The following is a 15,261-nucleotide window of genomic DNA, read 5'->3' as shown; positions in this document are numbered from 1 at the left end:
GGGTGGTGCGACGCTTACCGCATGCGTGGGATGACGAACACCTTGACCATCGGCGAACGGGTCGCCTGGTACCGCCGCCGGCGCGGCATGTCGCAGGAAGTCTTGGCCGGTCTGGTGGACCGTACCGAGGACTGGCTGAGCAAGGTCGAGAACAACCGCATCCAGCTCGACCGGCTGTCGGTCATCAAGTCCCTCGCCGACGTGCTCGACGTCGCCCTCGCCGACCTGGTCGCCGAACCATCCCTCGTGTCGTGGACCAGCGACAGCGGCATGCGCACCGTCCCTGCTCTCCGCGCCGCCCTCATGGACTACCGCAAGGTGACACCGTTCGGCACGGGCTCATCTGTGGAGCCGCCGCCGGTCGACGTGCTGCAGCAGGAGCTGAAGACGCTCTGGGACGCGTACCAGGACGCGCGGTTCGGGTACGTGACCGGCCGGCTTCCGAGCCTCATCGCCCACGCCGAGGCCGCAGTGAGCGCCATGTCCGGCGACGCCCTCGACGACGCACGGCGGGTGCTCGGCCTCGCGTACCAGCTCGCCGCCGTGCAACTGACGAAGATCGGCGAGGCGGACCTGTCGTGGATCGCCGCCGACCGAGGCCTCGGCGCCGCCCGAGCTGCCGGCGACGTCGTGCTGACCGGGACGCTGCTGCGCTCCGTCGCACACGCGCTCCAGGCAACCGGCCGCTACCGCGAAGCCGTCCAGCTCACCAACGATGCGGCGAACTACCTGGAGCCGCACCTGTCCAACGCGACGCCCGAGCTGCTGTCGGTGTACGGGACGCTGTTCCTCGCCGGCTCGATCGCCGCCGCCCGAGCGAACGACGCGATCACCACCCGCACGTTCCTCACGGCGGCCGACGAGGCCGCACAGCGTCTCGGCCACGACGCCAACCACCTGTGGACAGCATTCGGCCCGACCAACGTCGCCATCCACCGCGTCGCCACCGCCGCCGAGCTCGGCGACATCCAGGTCGCCGTAGATCTCGGCCCGCGCGTCGACACCTCCGGCCTGCCAATGGAGCGCCGCGTACGCCACTCCCTCGAAGTGGCCCGCGCCCTCAGCGCCTGGAACCGCGCCGACGAAGCCCTCGACACCGTGCTCGCCGCCGAGAAGATGGCACCAGAACAGGTCCGCTACCACGTGCTGAGCCGCCAGCTGGTTCTCTCTTGGATCCGTCACCAGCGGTCGAAGCCCTCAACAGTGCTGGTCGACTTGGCCCGCCGGCTCGACGTTATGGACTGAGCGCACCCGCTCACCGCCGCTTACTGTGTTGGCGTGACGCATGCCGACCAGAGCACCCCGGCGACCACCATCCCCGCCGAACACCGCGCCGACGTCGAAACCTTGTGGGACTACCACAACATGCACCACGAACTACGCCCCTGCGACATCGGCATCGGCCTCGGCAGCCACGACCTGGGCGTCGCCATCATCGCCACCGACCTATACCACCGCGGCTACTTCCCCCGCATCGTCTTCACCGGCGCCAACGCCCCCACAACCATCGAACGCTTCCCTCGCGGCGAGGCAGTCCACTACGCCGAGTACGCCGTCGGGCACGGCGTACCGAAGGATGCAATTCTGATCGAGCCCAACGCAACTAACACACAGCAAAATTTCGAGCTAACCCGCTCTCTCCTCGACGAGCTTAGGCTGCCGATCTCCTCAGCGATCGTCATTACCCGCCCTTACCAACAACGCCGTGCCTTTGCCACGGCCGCCAAGGTCTGGCCACATCTCCGGGTTGTGTCAGCGTCCAACCCGGCAACTCTGGACGGCTACGTCGGCAGCATCGGTGATGTTGACAAGGTCATCAACATGTTGGTAGGCGACACAGACAGAATCTTGGTTTACGCCGAGCAAGGGTTCGCCGTTCCTCAAGTAATGAGTGACGGTGTCAAGGCAGCGTATCGGCGTCTTGCGGAGAGCGGGTACGACAAGCGACTCGTGCAGAAGCCTTAGCGCATATCTCAGCAGCCGCAACACCTTACGAGTCCGCCATCTGCATGGGCGGGGCGGACCCTGAGAACGCACCATACTGTCTGTACGGTGGTTGCCACGGACGGCAATGTGGTCTAGCGTTCTTCCGCCCGGAAAAGTGCGTCTTCGCTTACGGTCACGGTCACCGCGAAGGGCTTGACCAAGTAGTGAGGGAGCGAACGTGTCAGCCAATCCCTTTGAAGCCACAGCGTCCGCTCTAGGATATGCGTATCAGTTTCGATATTCACTGGTGTCGGCGGTCGAACTTTACAGCAAGCACGGCGTCGATTGGTCGCTTGGAATCGAGGCCGGCGACGACGTCGAAGTCATTCGGCAATCGATAAGAGATCTCACGCAACTGAAGCAGAGGGCGCCCGGGACCAAGCTGACTGACTCCAGCAGCGACCTCTGGAAGACATTGCGTATTTGGTCGATCGGTATCCTTAAGAAGACTATTGAAACGCCATCAACGAGGCTTCTTCTGGTTACCACCGCCGAGGTTCCCGCTGGATCTGCTGCTTCTTTCCTACTCCCATATGGTGATCCCAATCGGAATCCGGAAGAGGCCATCCGACTGCTCGACCTAGCCGCGGTAAAGTCGAAGAATCAGAACCAGCAGAAGCTCTACGCGGAGTACCTAAAACTTGATCGACCGCAGAAGCTTGCAATGCTTGGAGCGTGCGAGGTCCTATGCGAATCACCCAACATTTTCGAACTTCGAAAGCAGCTTGAAAATTCCGCACGACTGGCGGTAGGTGTCGCTAGGAGGCAGACCCCGGATTTCATCAGGGATCTGGAGGGATGGTGGTTCGAGCAATGCCTTTCTTGCCTCCAGACGCCAGGCGCTATGATTGACGGCGTCGACTTCGATGCGATGTTCACCTCTATCAAGGAACGGTTCCGACCAGATCAGCTTAGGGTCGATCCGGACATCGAGTCGATGTCACCACCGTCAACGGGCTTCGACAGGCATATTTTTATCAAACAGCTCAAGCTCATCGGGTCGCGGCAAAGCCGGCTAAATTCCGCAGCTAGAGATTATATCCGCGCATCCACTCAACGATCGCGCTGGGCTCGGAATCAGGTCCTGCTGGTGGGCGAATTGGATAGTTATGACAACAGGTTGCGGGAAGAGTGGGAAATCAATTTCGACCGCATGCTGGATGACTTAGCAGATGTTGATGATCCTGAGGCCCGGGTTAAGGCGGCGGAGATACTGTACAGGCGTGTCGAAGACATGACGCATCTGGTAATTCGCGATGGTTGCCATCAGCCATTTGTTATCAGAGGATCGTTTCAGCATCTTGCCGATCAGAAACAAGTTGGATGGCATCCTGATTACCTTACGCTTTTGGACGGCGTCACCGATCCTGACGGATCGTGAGGCAGGTTATGGAGCCCACACGCGAACCGAACCCGTCTCCACGCCGCCCAGCCGGTGTCTCTGAAGAAGAAGCGGCATTGTTTAATCCCGCATTCATATCGCTTCTCTATGCGCGCACAATACAAGGATGGAACAAAGAATCAGACGATGATATGCCCCTGCCCATCGCGTTCCTGGCGGTGGGCTTGTGCCTTCATGCGCCAACTCGTGGTCAGCTGCCGGGAAATGTGAGCGCAAAGTATGTGGACTGGGTGCAAAGAAACCCAGACGTTCGCGCGCAATTTCCTCCGAGCGTACAGCAACTGTCCCCACTTCTGCGGTCAGGTTTGCTATTTGCACTTGGCACGCGCGTATGTACGCTCAAAAGTCCGGCTTCTTTAGTGTTGGGTAACGGAAGGCCTCGAGCCGCAATTGACGGCGACAGCGCTGATGTCGTCAGCGTCCAGCGGTCAGCTCTGTTTCTAGGGCGGTGGCTGTCTAAAAGCGGCGACGCAGCATCGATCTTCGGACTCATCGGGGTGCGGCCATGACGTTCCAGATATCTGCGATCTACTTGTACGGCGTCAATGGGCGAGTTCGGACCTTGTCCTTTGACACCGGAAGACTAAACATCATTACGGGTAGATCGCAGACTGGCAAGAGTTCGATCATCAACATCATCGATTATTGCCTTGGTAGCTCGGGATTTTCGATTCCTGCGGGTGTCATCAGGCGTACGGTATCTGCGTATGGGCTACGGATCGTGGGAGGAGGACGAGAGGCGCTTTTGGTCCGTCCCGCGCCTGAGTCCGGACGATCCTCCTCAACTCGTTATCACATAAGCGTAGGCGAACTAGCGGCTGACGCGCCACCGCTTGATTCTCTCGACTTCAACTCTACACTTGCAGGTGCTCGCGATTTCCTCAACCGCTTCTGTGGTATCGAAGAAAACTTAAATGTCCCTGATTCCGGTTCCAGGAATCCTTTAGCTGCGACGATTCGCCACGCGCTATTCTTCGTACTTCAGGCGCAGGATGAAATTGCCAGTCGCAGTGTACTGTTCCATTCGCAGGCGGACGAGTTCCGGCCGCAGGCAATACGTGACACGATTCCGTACTTCCTGGGCGCACAAGATCGAGATTTTGTCGCAAAACGCAACAAGCTTGCGGAACTTCGTCGCGAGCTTAGGGCATACGACAGGAAGGCTGCCGAGTACGCTGCTATTCGAGATGCATCCGGACAGGCACGAGCACTGGTTGCCGAGGCAGTGAACGTGGGAATTCTCCAACTCGAAGACCTGACTGACCTTACTCACGAAAGCGCTCTAGCTTTGCTAAGCGAAGTGCGCGATAGTTCTCCCGTCCAAATCGGCGGTCTGCCAGAGGTTGACGCATACAATTCATTGCTCGAAGAACGTGATGTACTTCGATCTAGATTTAGTTTGATTAGGTCCGAAGTACACGAGCTTCGGCGCATCCAAGCTGAGAGACGAGAGTTTGCTGACGAAGCTGCTGAACGCAGGGCGCGGCTTCGTTCGATCGGCCTACTGCGAATTCCATCCGAGCTGTCGGTCGAAGTCTGCCCAATTTGTGATTCGCAGTTGTACAGTACGGCAGTCCATGCGATCGATCTAGCGAGATCTCTGCGCGCCCTGGAATCAAAGATCACTACAGTCCAGGCGGCTGAGCCGGAGTTGGATGCGTTCGAACGGGAGCGAGTACTTGAGCTGCAGAATCTGAAGGACACTCTTCGCGCCAACCAAGAGCAGATTGACGCGATCTCGGCATCTCGCGCGCAGCTGTCGTTTGCCCGCGAGGACGCTATCCGCATGGCAGTGGTTCAGGGGAGAATAGGCCTTTACCTCGACAGTCAGGCATTGATGCCAAGCGTAACGCAAACAGCACGTTCGCGGGATTTGATCGTTGAAGAAATCGACGAACTCGAGGCGCAGCTGGACTCGTCTCACGCTCAGGATCGCTTGGAAAGCATATTGTCCCGCATCGGACACTCTCTAGAGTTGAAGGCGCGATCAATCGCGCTTGAACACTCCGACTCGCCGATCAGGCTAGACGTTAGGCGCCTTACCGTGGTTGCCGACACTTTGGACGGCCCGATTACGCTGGCGCAGATTGGAAGTGGCGAGAACTGGCTTGGATATCATATCTCGCTTTTTGTTGCATTGCATGAATGGTTCGTGAATCAGCATCGCCCTGTTCCTCGATTTTTGATTCTCGACCAGCCCTCACAAGTGTACTTTCCCCCAGATGTGAAGCCTGACGAGGAGACGCTTGAAGATGACGATAGGCAGTCACTTGGTCGGATTCTGAGACTCGTTCTCGATCTAGTCGAAGACTTTGCGCCGCAGATTCAAGTCATGATGATGGATCACGCCGACCTTGAAGAGGAGTGGTTCCAAAAGTCGGTTGTTCACCGGTGGAGGAATTCCGACGAGGCGCTAATTCCGCGTGACTGGATTCTGGAAGAGGATTCGCTGCCAACTGAGGATGAGTGATCGACAGCGTGCTCGCACTGTTCTCTGGTGGTGAGAACTGTTGCCGAATTTGGCTGTACTAGATCAAGGCGCCTACGGCGCAGCCCGCTCGCGGTGACCCGACTCGGCGTGCAGCTGCGCCGGCCGCTTCGCGCCGGCGCCGTAAGCCCGCTCGGCCGGGACGCCGCGAGCAAGCCGCGGGGTGCATATACGGTCAGGACCAGGCGCCGCCCGTCGAGGTTCAGCATGCTTCTGTTCCAAGCTTCGTTGAGTTACAGGCCGCCGCTCCCCGCGGACACCGGTCGCTGCGCTCCCTGCCAACTCCGTCGACAGCCGCGCTCTCTGCCTCTGGCGGGGCCTCCAGCCGGGGGCCTCTGGGTTCCGGAGGGACGCCCCACCGCATCCCCGTCATCCAGGCGAAGCCAACAGGCCGGCGCCGGGGCCGCCAAGCGTGGTCGCGGCCGTCGCGGTCCGTACTCACGCGGGCAGCCCCGGCGCCAACCTGTTCCCGGGCGGGTGGACGACGGGTACACGGCGGGGCTCAGGAGGCGACGCGAGCCAGGGTCACGTTTTGTAGTTATCCACAGAGTCCAAAGAATATCTGTGGACGAACCTGTGTGCGAACGGCTAAACCTGTGGGGTGCCTGTGCAGGGAAAACCATAACCTGTGGATAAGTTACACCGTTGGCATCCGGCTCAAAGCGCCGTTACTCTGTGCTGCGAGCATGGAAAGACCCCGGTCGAAGGCGACCTGGGTCGACACTTCGGCCGGGGTCTCCCAGCGTTGGCTGCGCAGACGGCGACCCTACACCGGTCCGGGCTCTCCGGACAGGTGCCTCTGCATCTTGAGGGCCGAAAGTGTCCAGCTCGGAGTAGAGGTGATGCAGGTGGCGCGTCAAGAAAGGCACGTCGTTCCCAACGCCAATGGTGGTTGGGACGTCGTTGCTCCGGATGCCCAGCGACGCAGCGGCCACGAGAACACTCAGGCCGCCGCGATCGACAAGGCCCGCACGATCGTCGGTAACCTCGGCGGTGGTGAGGTCGTGATCCATGGCCGCGACGGCAACATCCGTGATTCCGACACGGTGCCTCCGGGCAACGACCCGAACCCGCCTCGCGACCGCAAGTAGGCGGTGGCTGTACGAGGGTCGAGGCTGTATCCCCGTGATGCAGCCTCGGCCCTTCCGGTTCTCAAGACCTTGGTCGACGAGCACTCCCGTTGACTCCCTCGCTGTCGGATCCAAGATCATCGGGACCAAATCCGGACCAAATGAGATTGAGAAGCGCTGTCAAAGGTCCACAAGCAACGACAAGGTTCGCGCAGCCCAGGCGCATGATCCGCCCGGTTTGGGTGATCTCCGAGCACGCCCGCGGCTTAGGGGTTCGAGTCCCCTCGCTTCCACCAATCGGCACACCCTGCTTGCAGGCCTGCGGCCTGCTCGCCTTGGTGGCGTCAGCATGCTTCGCGCAGCCTTCGGCTGCTCCCCAGTGGGGGAGCTTTGCTCCACCCACACCCCCCTCAAGTTCGCTCCGGGGCACTTGAGTCGACGTCGGAGACGACGATCCGCCCGGTCTGCAATCGGACGTTGACTGCCTTCAGGACCAGCCTGCCAGCGGAGCCGCAAGGCCGAGCACCTCCAACCTGAACCCGACGGCCGGGTCGATCGTGCCGAACGCGGTGCAGACCATGATCGGCGCGGACGACAAGTTCAACGTCTTCAACGCTGGCGGCTACTGCGACGTGGTCGTGGACGTGGTAGGGACCTTCTACCTGTACCCGGCGTCGGCGGCGGTGACCGGCAGCCAGGTGGCCTCCGTCCCGATGCCGGCCGCGCAGCTGTCGACGCAGTTCAAACGGCCGTAGCACGGCGAATCCGGTAACGCGTCTGATGTCTCGCGTCGCGGACGCGTTACCGGGTTCAGGCCTGCTTGCCCAAGGCACCCTGGCGGTGGTCAGCGGGCCAGGTCGGTGATGACCTCGGCGGCGACGAGGCGGGTCAGCGCGGCGCCCGGGAGCACGATCTTGCTGCGGCGCAGGCCGCTGCCCACAATGACCAGCGGCACGTCGACGACTCTGGAGTCGATGAGGACGGGCCAGTCGGGTGGGAGGCCGATGGGGGTGATGCCGCCGTACTCCATCCCGGTCAGCGAAACCGCGTCGTCCATGGGTGCGAAGCTGGCCTTGCGCACGTCGAGCCGCTTGCGCACGACGCCGTTCACGTCGGCGCGGGTGGTCGCGAGGATCACGCAGGCCGCGTAGCGGACCGCTCCGTCACGCTTGCCGGCCACGACGACGCAGTTGGCCGACTGGTCGAGGCCGACGTCGTACGCCGTGCAGAACTCAGCGGTGTCGGCGAGCGTGGGGTCGATGGGTGCGACCAGGATGTCCGGGTCGTGCACCGCGGCGGCGACGGGGGTGGCCAGCAGGTCGGTGGCCGACAGGGCCGGCACCGTTTCGAGCTTCCCGATCAACGGCCGTCGTCCAGAGCGAGCGCCTTCATGAAAATGTCTCCGATCTTCGACGGGTCCTCCGCGACGAAGACGGCGCCACCGGTGGCGTCCACGATCTTCTGCATCTCGCCCTGGTTCACCTCGGAGCCGACGCCGATGATGATGATCTGCACCGGCTGGTCCTTGTTCTCCGCCTTCTTCAACGAGCTGACGAGCGTGTCGAGCGACATGCCGCCCGCATCATTATTGCGCCCGCCGGTGATCACCACGACCGAGTTGCCCCGAGTCGCGTCCCAGCCCTGCTGCACGGACAGGTACGCCGCGAACACCGTGTCGTACAGTCCGCTGCCGCCCTTGGGGTTGGGCTTCAGCGTGCCCAGCGCGCCGCGGAGCTGGTCGCGCTGGGTGTTCAGCGGGCCGATCGGCACCAGCTGCTGGTGTCCGGTCGAGAACGACCAGAGCCCGACGGCCCAGCTCTCGGGGAACATGTCCAGGCCGCCCAATGCGGCCTGGACAGCGATCTGTTGCTTGCTCAGGCCGCCGGCGGACGGGACGGTCTGCTTCATCGCCGCGGAGACGTCGATGACCGCCAGCATCCGTGACGGCTGGGTGATTTCGATCCACATCTGCAGCGCCGCATTGATGACCTTGGGATCCGGTACGGGGGTGACGGCGCTACTGCTCGCGGCGCTGGGCCCGAGCGTCATGCCGGTGCCGACGGTGCCATCGTTGGCACGCAGCTGGTGCGTGGCGAGCAGGTTGCGAAACGCCGGGCCGGACAGCACCGACCGGAACTGCTCCGCGGCGGCGGCCCGGTTGGGCGACAGCCGCGGCATCGCGGCGAACGGGTAGTCCAGCGCGATCGGCGCCGGGTCGGGGTAGACGGCGATGAGCGGCACCGCCGGCCCGGTCGCGTTGTACGCGTGCAGTGCCTGCTCCGACAGCGGCGCCAGGGTGACCGCGGTCGAGAGCGTCCGCGGGTCGGCGTCGCGGGGGAACCTGGCCATCAGCCCGGACTGCTGCTCCGACTTGCCCGAGGTCAGCGCCTTGATCGCGCCTACGGTCAGCGCGTCGCCCTCGGGGCCGAACTGGTCGCGGACCGAAGCCATCGCCACCATCGTGGAGACGCCGACGGCATCACGGTTGGGGTCGACGATGCCGGCCGTGATCCGGGTGTCGCCGACGATCTGCTGCAGCACCTGCTTCCAGGTGAGCTTGTTCTCCAGCCAGCCGAGTGACTGCGCCGTCGGCTCCGGCACCGCCAGCACTATCGGACTGCGCGCCAGCGACGGCGCGGCCAGTGGCACCAGGTCCTCACGAGCAGCGCGCATGCGCTGCAGCCAGATCGAGGAGTCCGGGATCCATACGTGCGGCACCTGCGTCTTGCCGTCGGCCTGCCCGAGCGTGTTGATGGTGACGCCGTGCTCGCCGGCGATCGCCGCGGCGACCTCGGACGCGCCCACGGCGACCACATCGACCGCGACACACTCGTGGTCGACCCGCGGCTCGGTCTTGATCCACCGGGCTGCGGCATCCTTGATGGCCGGCGCGATCTCCGGGCTCGCCGCGACTGAGAGCCGCACCGTGCCCGAGCATCCCGCCGTCGACATCACCTGGTAGCCGCCGTAGACGGCACCGATGACGACGAGGGGAAGGATCATGCCGGCGGCGAGTGCGACGAACCCGTTACTCCTCAGGTCCGCCGCTGCGTGCCGTCCTCTCACGGGTACCAATATTCCCTAGATATGAGGTAAATGGGTCCCGCGTTTGGGTATTCGTCACGCAAGTTCGCGCGACACGAGTACACTCCGCACTTCAATGATCACGTTGGGTCCGGAACTTATTAGGATCCTTTCGGAATCCTTTGCAGACCGTTTGGATGAACCCGCGGGCCTCCGCGCCGTTGCCAGGTCGCCACGTGCACGCGAGGTCAACTGCGACGACCCGCCCGGTGGCGATGATCTCCTGTACCTTCGCCAGAACGTCACCCATCGACGGGCCACCCGGCACCGGGAACAGCAGGCCCGGCAGGTCGCCGGCGTCCACGACGTCGAGGTCCACGTGGACGACCAGCGGCCCGTCGGGCAGTTCCAGATTTTGCAGCTGGTACCGCCGGATCCCCGACGTCCGTAGGTAGTCCTCCTCGGCGGGGTCGAGGTCCCGGGCGTCGACCAGCACCGCGCGCTCCTCGTCGAGCGCCCGGAGTCCGAGCCGGTCCGCGATGAGCTCCGGCCGGTACCCCACCAGCACCCGCAACGGCATCCCGCCGATGTACCCCGAGGTGGTCGTCTCGAGGGTCTGCACGTCGCCGTGCGCGTCGAACCACACGACCGCCGGGTCCACGCCGCCGCGCTGCAGGCCCGCCACCGTCCCCAGCGCGGTGGTGCAGTCCCCGGAGATCACGACCGGCGACTCGGCCCGACGGACCTCGTCGGCGAGCCGGTCGTACAGCACCACCAGCCGACCCCAGATGTCAGTATCTTCGGGAAACTCGACGGCAACGGTGACGTCCGCCGGCTCGTCGACCAGCCCGTCGAGGCGCTCATCAAGGTGGTAGGGCACGTAGATGGTGGTCATGTCCCATTTTCCCCCGCCCGCTCTCCGGCCGGCCTTCTGGGTGCGGCGAGACCTGAAGATCGACTGGCCGGAACTGGGCCGCAACGCACGGCAGGTCACGCCGGTCACCGTCCTGTCCGGGCCGTCCGGGACCGGTAAAACTCAACCTCGGCCGGCTGGACGAGGCCGGCGCGCTGCTCGACCGCACCTACACCGATCGGCAACGCGTCTTCGGTGCCGGCCACGCCGAGACCGCCTATTCCGGGGTGAGCCTCGCCATCGTGCACCTCGAAGCCGGCCGCCTCGACGGGGCGTACGGCTTCTGGAGCAGGTCCTCGCCGACCATTCGGCCGCGGGGCCCGACCCGGACGCCCTCGCCAACGTGCAGCACAACCTCGCCGACGCATACCGCATGACCGGCCGCGCCGCCGAGGCGAGGGCCCTGTACCGGCAGTGCATCGCCTCCTACGACCGCCATCAGAAGGGCGGCGTCGCCGCCCTCACTGCCCGCGGCGGTCTGGCCGCCCTGGGTAGGTGATGACGGACTCTGTAGGTGTCAGTCGCGCCGCTGGCGGCTCGCCTTCGGGTCCGGCCACCGCGACGCGAGCTTGTGGTACTCGGCGATCAGCTCGTCGCGGCTCAGCCCGCCGCCGTAGACCGAGCTCCAGACCAGCTCCTCGAAGCGCAAATAGTCCTGTTCCATCGGGGTCACGTCGAACTCGGGACCCAGCACCCAGCCCATCTCCGCGGCGCGGACCAGGTTGCCGGCACTGTTGTTGGCGAAGTGGCTCCAGAGGGCGTAGTCACCGAACGCCGGGTCGTCCGGGTCGACCACCGGCAGGACCTCCCGCCCGGAGGGGAAGCCGAGCGCGGCGAACAACGCCAGCACGCAGTCCTCCACGAACGGCGATCCGTCCCAGGTGCCGTCGAGGACGGCCGAGATGATGTCCGGCGCCGGCGTACGCCCGGCCTCGTGGGCCCAGGCCTCGAGCGCCTCGACGGCCCTGCGTGGTTCGACCCGTCCCGGCCGGCCCTCCGGATGCTGGTATCCGCAGCTCTCGTCGCTGTTGGGCAGGTGCACGGACACCGCCACCCCCGCGGGGGTGCGAGCCTCCAGATGTACACACGTGCTTTCGAACACCCACGCCGCCAGCGCCGGTGCCCCGGTCCCGGCGGCCACGTCCTGGACACCCCCGGCCAGCCGCAACCGCTGCCTGTTGACCAGCCGCACCCCGACCCGCTGCCAGCCGTCGCCCAGGTCGTACAGCCCCAGCTTGTTGCCGAACACCCGCATCACGCTCGGCGTGACGAACCGCGACCCGAACGCCCGCCGCACCTCCTCGCACGCCGAAAGTGAGCCCTTGCCGGGCTTTGCGAGCACGAGCGTGCCGTACCAACTCATGAGGCGGCACTGTACCGAGATGTACGAACAAGCATAGGTCCTTCGGTCACGTCGCTGACGATCTGACCAGCCAGGCGGAACGGATGTAGCACGGGGAAGGTGCCGAGTGTGATCGACTGCGGCCGTGATCAGTGACGTGGCCTGGGGACGAGCACGTCGCTGTGGATCGCCGGGCTCATCGCGCTCGTCGCGGGCCTCCTGCTGGGCCGGTGGCGGGCAGCGCAGCGAAGCACTGAGCAGAACGGGACAGATCTTGAGGTCCGATGAGGCTCCGAGCGTTCCCGGCTCATGTGTACTTCCCTACGTGCGGATCGTTGGGGTACCGGCGCCGCACCTCGGCGGCGAGTTCACGGGGGATGCCCGCGTAAGCAGGGACGACGTCCGCGACCACGCTTGGCGGCCCCCGCCGCCAGCCTGTGGGCTTAGCAGCGACCGCCCAGCTCGCCGCGGCCGTCGGTGACCTGGCCGTCGGGATGGCGCACATCCGCACACTTGCTACGCGATCCTGGACGGCACGGCGTGAGCGTGCGCTACGCCGCAAACCAGCGATCATGTTGTTGCACGTGAACGGTAGGTTTCCGACGGACCGGGGTGGGCTGGGGTGAGACGCTGGCGGGGACCGTTCGTAAGGGAGTCACCGTGACGCTGCTCGGGAAAGGCGGGAACACCGCCGTTCAGGCCACGACCGTTCGCGTTGTCGTCGGGTGGCAGCCGGGGGCGGGGGTGCCCGACGTGGACTGCACGGCGTTGCTGGTCGATGCCGGGGGCAGGGTGCGGGGCGACAACGACATGGTGTTCTACAACCAGCCGAAGCACCCGAGCGGCTCCGTCGTCCATGAGGGCAAGCAGCAGGCGGGCGGTTGGGCGTACGACGCGGTGACGGTCAACCTGAGCGCCGTCGAGCCGGGGGTCGACCGGGTCGTGGTGGCCGCGTCCGCGGACGGTGGCTCGTTCGGCCGGGTGCCGGGGCTGCACGCCACGGTCTACGACACCGCGGGCGGGGGTGAGCTGGTCCGGTTCACCGACATGCGCGCCGCGTCGGAGACCGCGTTCGTCGTCGGTGAGCTGTACCGGCGGCAGGGCGCCTGGAAGTTCCGCGCGGTCGGGCAGGGGTGGGACACCGGGCTGGCCGGGCTGGCGACGGCATTCGGCATCTCCGTCGAGGACACTCCAGCGGCAGCCGCCCCACACGCAGCCGCCCCACACGCAGCAGCCCCGCCGGCAGCCCCGCCGGCGGCCCCGCCGGCAGCCCCGTACGCAGGACCGCCGGTACCGCCACCGCCAGCGGCCCCGCCCGCAACAGCCCCGCAAGGAGCAGCCCCGCCGGCGGTACGGTTCACCAAGGGCGAGGACCGGCTTCCCGCCGCCGATCGGCACCGGCTCAACCTGCGCAAACAGCAGGTCCTCGTCTCGCTCGCCAAGCGCGGCGCCGCCGGCATCCAGGCCAGGGTCCTGGTGGTGCTCGACGCGTCAGGGTCGATGGGCGGCCTGTACAAGCGCGGCGTGGTCCTGCAGGCGGTGGAGCGGATGGCCGCCGTCGCGGCCCAGCTCGACGACGACGGCACGATGCAGGTGTGGGCGTTCGCGGACCGGGCCAAGCAACTGCCGGACCTGGTCATTGCCGACCTGCCGCGGTGGCTCCCGACGCACGTGAAGGCCCGCCCCGCACGGGTGGGGGTCGGCAACAACGAGCCGGTCGTCATCGGCCAGATCCGCCGCTGGATCGCCGCGAACCCGGCGCCGGACCCGACGCTCGTGCTGTTCTTCTCCGACGGTGGCGTACACCGCAACGACGAGATCGAACGGCAGCTGCGGGCCGCCGCGCAGGAGCCGATCTTCTGGCAGTTCATCGGGCTCGGGCGCAGCAACTACGGCATCCTGGAGCGCTTCGACCGGATGGAGGGGCGGGTCGTGGACAACGTCGGCTTCTTCGCCGTCGACGACATCTCGACGGTCAGCGACGCCGAGCTCTACGACCGGCTGCTGCAGGAGTTTCCGGCGTGGATCCCGGAGGTGCGCCGGCTGGGCATCCTGCGTCAGTAGCCGAGGTCAGGCCTCCCGGACCTGGCGCTGCAGGCGGTTCAGGATCGCGGTCCCGCCCCGCACGCGCAGCGGGCTGATCGCCGCCGCCAGGCCCATGCGCTGGTACAGGTCGGACGGCACGGCGAGGACCTCGGCGGTGGTCGCGCCGTCGAGCCCCTCACTGAGAATGCCCGCGAAGGCGCGCGTCGTCGGCGCCTCCGGCGGACAGTCGAAATACAGCTCCACGTGGTCCTGCGGGGTGACGACGGCCTTGAGGAAGAACGGCGTCTGGCACTCGGGCACCTGCTCCATGCCCGCGTGACCGTCGAACGACGCCGGCAGCGGCTTCACCGCATCGGCGTACTCAAGCATCATCTCCAGCACCACGTCGCGCGGCGCGGAGGCGAACTCCTCGACGATGACGGCGAGCTTGTCAGGCATTCCCACAACTCAAATCTAGCGGGCCACGAATCTAATTGTTCGGCGCTGCCTTGCTGATGCCGCCGAGGACCGAGTCGGGGTCGATCTCCTCGGCCAGGTCGCCGATGGACACGATGCCGACCAACCCCTGCGCGTCGTCGCAGACCAGGACCCGGCGCACGGCCTGGTCCCGCATCAGCAGCGCCGCGGTGTGGATGGAGTCCTCGGGCCGGACGGTGACGAGGTCGCGCGTGACGATCTCGCCCAGGGTCGTGGCGGCGGGGTCACAGCGCTCGGCGACCGCGCGCACGACGATGTCCCGGTCGGTGACGACGCCGGTGAGGCCGGGACCGTCGGCCACGACGACATCGCCGATGTCCTGCTCGCGCATGGTACGGGCGGCCTCGGCGAGCGTGGTCTCGCTGGGGAGATATACCACGTTGGTGGTCATCACGTCACGAACGGTCTGCATCGTCATGGTCGTCCTCCCTGCGGCTCGATACCGCTTTGTTACCCCCGGGCCGAAGGACTGAACCCCGGTGTGGCGTGCGGCAAAGTCGCTTCCAACGCTCC

15 protein-coding genes are annotated in these 15,261 nt (G+C 65.2%); 9 read left to right on the top strand and 6 right to left on the bottom strand.

Translation table 11 applies throughout. The features are described from left to right. The 7 genes from AB0H83_RS27885 to AB0H83_RS27855 all read left to right on the top strand — a co-directional run. Nucleotides 1-1,245, top strand: a 1,245-nt coding sequence (locus tag AB0H83_RS27885; RefSeq protein ID WP_360099467.1) for a helix-turn-helix transcriptional regulator, incomplete at its 5' end; no start/stop codon positions are given. Between the two features lie 33 nt (nt 1,246-1,278). Then, a complete protein-coding gene (locus tag AB0H83_RS27880) occupies nt 1,279-1,965 on the top strand; it encodes a YdcF family protein (protein WP_360099465.1) in 687 nt (228 codons plus the stop codon). A gap of 199 nt (nt 1,966-2,164) precedes the next feature. Beyond that, the gene (locus AB0H83_RS27875; protein ID WP_360099463.1) at nt 2,165-3,367 is read left to right on the top strand and encodes an ABC-three component system protein; all 1,203 of its coding nucleotides are present in this window, start codon (nt 2,165-2,167) and stop codon (nt 3,365-3,367) included. 8 nt (nt 3,368-3,375) lie between these two features. Next, complete coding sequence (locus tag AB0H83_RS27870) at nt 3,376-3,897, top strand: three component ABC system middle component (RefSeq protein WP_360099489.1); 522 nt, start codon at nt 3,376-3,378, stop codon at nt 3,895-3,897. Then, entirely contained in the window at nt 3,894-5,858 is a 1,965-nt protein-coding gene (locus AB0H83_RS27865) for a DUF3732 domain-containing protein (protein ID WP_360099461.1), read from the top strand. Before AB0H83_RS27870 ends, AB0H83_RS27865 begins: the two co-directional genes overlap by 4 nt. Nucleotides 5,859-6,718: 860 nt before the next feature. Continuing rightward, a complete protein-coding gene (locus AB0H83_RS27860; RefSeq protein ID WP_360099487.1) occupies nt 6,719-6,967 on the top strand; it encodes a DUF2188 domain-containing protein in 249 nt (82 codons plus the stop codon). Nucleotides 6,968-7,524: 557 nt separating this feature from the next. After that, on the top strand, nt 7,525-7,701 hold the full coding sequence (locus tag AB0H83_RS27855) for a hypothetical protein (RefSeq protein ID WP_360099459.1): 177 nt from the start codon (nt 7,525-7,527) through the stop codon (nt 7,699-7,701). An 89-nt stretch (nt 7,702-7,790) separates the two neighbouring features. Here AB0H83_RS27855 and AB0H83_RS27850 read toward each other — a convergent pair whose 3' ends face one another. The 3 genes from AB0H83_RS27850 to AB0H83_RS27840 all read right to left on the bottom strand — a co-directional run bounded on the left by AB0H83_RS27850 (nt 7,791) and on the right by AB0H83_RS27840 (nt 10,865). Continuing rightward, nucleotides 7,791-8,306, bottom strand: coding sequence for a YbaK/EbsC family protein (locus AB0H83_RS27850; RefSeq protein WP_360099485.1), 516 nt, complete (start codon nt 8,304-8,306; stop codon nt 7,791-7,793). Beyond that, nucleotides 8,306-10,012 (bottom strand): VWA domain-containing protein, encoded by a 1,707-nt coding sequence (locus tag AB0H83_RS27845; protein WP_360099457.1) that lies wholly within the window; start codon nt 10,010-10,012, stop codon nt 8,306-8,308. The genes AB0H83_RS27850 and AB0H83_RS27845 overlap by 1 nt, the downstream gene beginning before the upstream one ends. 91 nt (nt 10,013-10,103) lie before the next feature. Beyond that, nucleotides 10,104-10,865 carry an arginase family protein gene (locus AB0H83_RS27840; RefSeq protein WP_360099455.1) on the bottom strand — a complete coding sequence of 254 codons (762 nt, stop codon included), beginning with the start codon at nt 10,863-10,865 and terminating at the stop codon, nt 10,104-10,106. Here AB0H83_RS27840 and AB0H83_RS27835 point away from each other — a divergent pair. Next, nucleotides 10,855-11,382 carry a tetratricopeptide repeat protein gene (locus tag AB0H83_RS27835; protein ID WP_360099453.1) on the top strand — a complete coding sequence of 176 codons (528 nt, stop codon included), beginning with the start codon at nt 10,855-10,857 and terminating at the stop codon, nt 11,380-11,382. The genes AB0H83_RS27840 and AB0H83_RS27835 overlap by 11 nt on opposite strands. Before the next feature lie 18 nt (nt 11,383-11,400). Here AB0H83_RS27835 and AB0H83_RS27830 read toward each other — a convergent pair whose 3' ends face one another. Next, nucleotides 11,401-12,246 carry a hypothetical protein gene (locus tag AB0H83_RS27830; RefSeq protein ID WP_360099451.1) on the bottom strand — a complete coding sequence of 282 codons (846 nt, stop codon included), beginning with the start codon at nt 12,244-12,246 and terminating at the stop codon, nt 11,401-11,403. Nucleotides 12,247-12,885: 639 nt separating this feature from the next. Here AB0H83_RS27830 and AB0H83_RS27825 point away from each other — a divergent pair. Beyond that, on the top strand, nt 12,886-14,289 hold the full coding sequence (locus AB0H83_RS27825; RefSeq protein ID WP_360099449.1) for a VWA domain-containing protein: 1,404 nt from the start codon (nt 12,886-12,888) through the stop codon (nt 14,287-14,289). A 6-nt stretch (nt 14,290-14,295) separates the two neighbouring features. Here the strand turns inward: AB0H83_RS27825 and AB0H83_RS27820 are convergent, their stop codons facing one another. Further along, the gene (locus tag AB0H83_RS27820) at nt 14,296-14,709 is read right to left on the bottom strand and encodes a SufE family protein (RefSeq protein ID WP_360099483.1); all 414 of its coding nucleotides are present in this window, start codon (nt 14,707-14,709) and stop codon (nt 14,296-14,298) included. A gap of 31 nt (nt 14,710-14,740) precedes the next feature. Continuing rightward, nucleotides 14,741-15,166 (bottom strand): CBS domain-containing protein, encoded by a 426-nt coding sequence (locus AB0H83_RS27815; protein WP_360099447.1) that lies wholly within the window; start codon nt 15,164-15,166, stop codon nt 14,741-14,743. Between the last annotated feature and the right edge of the window lie 95 nt (nt 15,167-15,261).

The organism is Dactylosporangium sp. NPDC050688, from assembly GCF_040654515.1.
In the GTDB taxonomy this organism is placed as follows: Bacteria; Actinomycetota; Actinomycetes; order Mycobacteriales; family Micromonosporaceae; genus Dactylosporangium.
This window is presented reverse-complemented; position numbering and strand designations above follow the sequence as displayed.

Excerpts from the sequence above, each read along its gene's own strand:
- AB0H83_RS27870 (WP_360099489.1), top strand. The coding sequence starts at position 3,376 with ATGGAGCCCACACGCGAACCGAACCCGTCTCCACGCCGCCCAGCCGGT.
- AB0H83_RS27865 (WP_360099461.1), top strand. The coding sequence starts at position 3,894 with ATGACGTTCCAGATATCTGCGATCTACTTGTACGGCGTCAATGGGCGA.
- AB0H83_RS27860 (WP_360099487.1), top strand. The coding sequence starts at position 6,719 with ATGCAGGTGGCGCGTCAAGAAAGGCACGTCGTTCCCAACGCCAATGGT.
- AB0H83_RS27855 (WP_360099459.1), top strand. The coding sequence starts at position 7,525 with ATGATCGGCGCGGACGACAAGTTCAACGTCTTCAACGCTGGCGGCTAC.
- AB0H83_RS27835 (WP_360099453.1), top strand. The coding sequence starts at position 10,855 with ATGGTGGTCATGTCCCATTTTCCCCCGCCCGCTCTCCGGCCGGCCTTC.
- AB0H83_RS27840 (WP_360099455.1), bottom strand. The coding sequence starts at position 10,865 with ATGACCACCATCTACGTGCCCTACCACCTTGATGAGCGCCTCGACGGG.
- AB0H83_RS27830 (WP_360099451.1), bottom strand. The coding sequence starts at position 12,246 with ATGAGTTGGTACGGCACGCTCGTGCTCGCAAAGCCCGGCAAGGGCTCA.
- AB0H83_RS27820 (WP_360099483.1), bottom strand. The coding sequence starts at position 14,709 with ATGCCTGACAAGCTCGCCGTCATCGTCGAGGAGTTCGCCTCCGCGCCG.
- AB0H83_RS27815 (WP_360099447.1), bottom strand. The coding sequence starts at position 15,166 with ATGACGATGCAGACCGTTCGTGACGTGATGACCACCAACGTGGTATAT.